The sequence below is a fragment of the Streptomyces sp. NPDC001027 genome (genome assembly GCF_040299045.1).
Lineage (GTDB): Bacteria > Actinomycetota > Actinomycetes > Streptomycetales > Streptomycetaceae > Streptomyces.
The window spans coordinates 1-1,013 of sequence record NZ_JBEPBI010000622.1; the positions used below are offsets into that span (position 1 = coordinate 1).

Genomic DNA, 1,013 nt, shown 5'->3' on the forward strand with positions numbered 1-1,013 from the left:
CCCGCCTCGAACAACCAAGCCCTGACGGGCAGTTCGGACGCCAGGTCGAAGCTGTGGTTCAGCGCCCTTTCGACCGCGGTCGAAAGGTCCTCAGGCGCCACCTCGGACACGGTCAGCTGCCAGTCCAGCTCCTGTGGATCCATGATGTGCTGGTAGGGCTCGCCGTCGACCACCGGGAAGACGGTGCGCAGCACCTCGTGCCGTCCGAGCACGTCCAGGAACGCGGCACCCAGCGCGTCCCGGTCCACATCACCGGACAGTGGGATCACCGCCGGGACGTTGTAGGCGGCGCCGTCCCCTTCGAGCTGGTTGATGAACCACAGCCGGCGCTGCGCGAACGACAGCGGCACCCGCTTCGGCCGTTCCCCCGCCGTCAGCGCCACCCGCGCCCGATCCGCACCCACGAGCCGGGCCGCGAGCCCCGCAACGGTGGGCGCCTCGAACAGCACCCGCAGCGGCACCTCCACACCCAGGACCGACCGCACCCGACCCACCAGACGCACCGCGAGCAGGGAGTGACCGCCAAGGCGGAAGAAGTCGTCGTCCCCGCCGACGCTCTCCAGGCCGAGCACCTCGGCGAAGACCGCGCAGAGAATCTCCTCCTGCACGCTCGCCGGGCCGCGACCGGAGCCGGAGGAATACACGGGCGCCGGCAGGGCCTTGCGGTCCAGCTTGCCGTTCACCGACAGCGGCAGCGCGTCCAGCACCACCACGGCCGACGGCACCATGTACTCCGGCAATTGGGACGCCACGAAGTCAGTGACGTGCTGGGCGAGTTCGCCACCCGCAGTGTCGCCATCGGGGACGACGTAGGCGACCAGGCGCTTGTCGCCGGGCACGTCCTCGCGGACCAACACGACGGACTGGCGGACCAGGTCGTGGCCGGCGATCACGGACTGGACCTCGCCGGGTTCGATCCGGAAGCCGCGGATCTTGACCTGCTCGTCCGCCCGGCCCAGGTATTCCACCTCGCCCTGGGCGTTCCAGCGCACCACGTCACCCGTGCGGTACAG

General features: G+C 70.3%; 1 protein-coding gene. It reads right to left on the minus strand.

Annotated elements, in window-relative coordinates:
- Nucleotides 1-1,013 (minus strand): condensation domain-containing protein (locus ABT300_RS44380; RefSeq protein WP_351688929.1); only part of this gene is annotated, 1,013 nt, incomplete at both ends.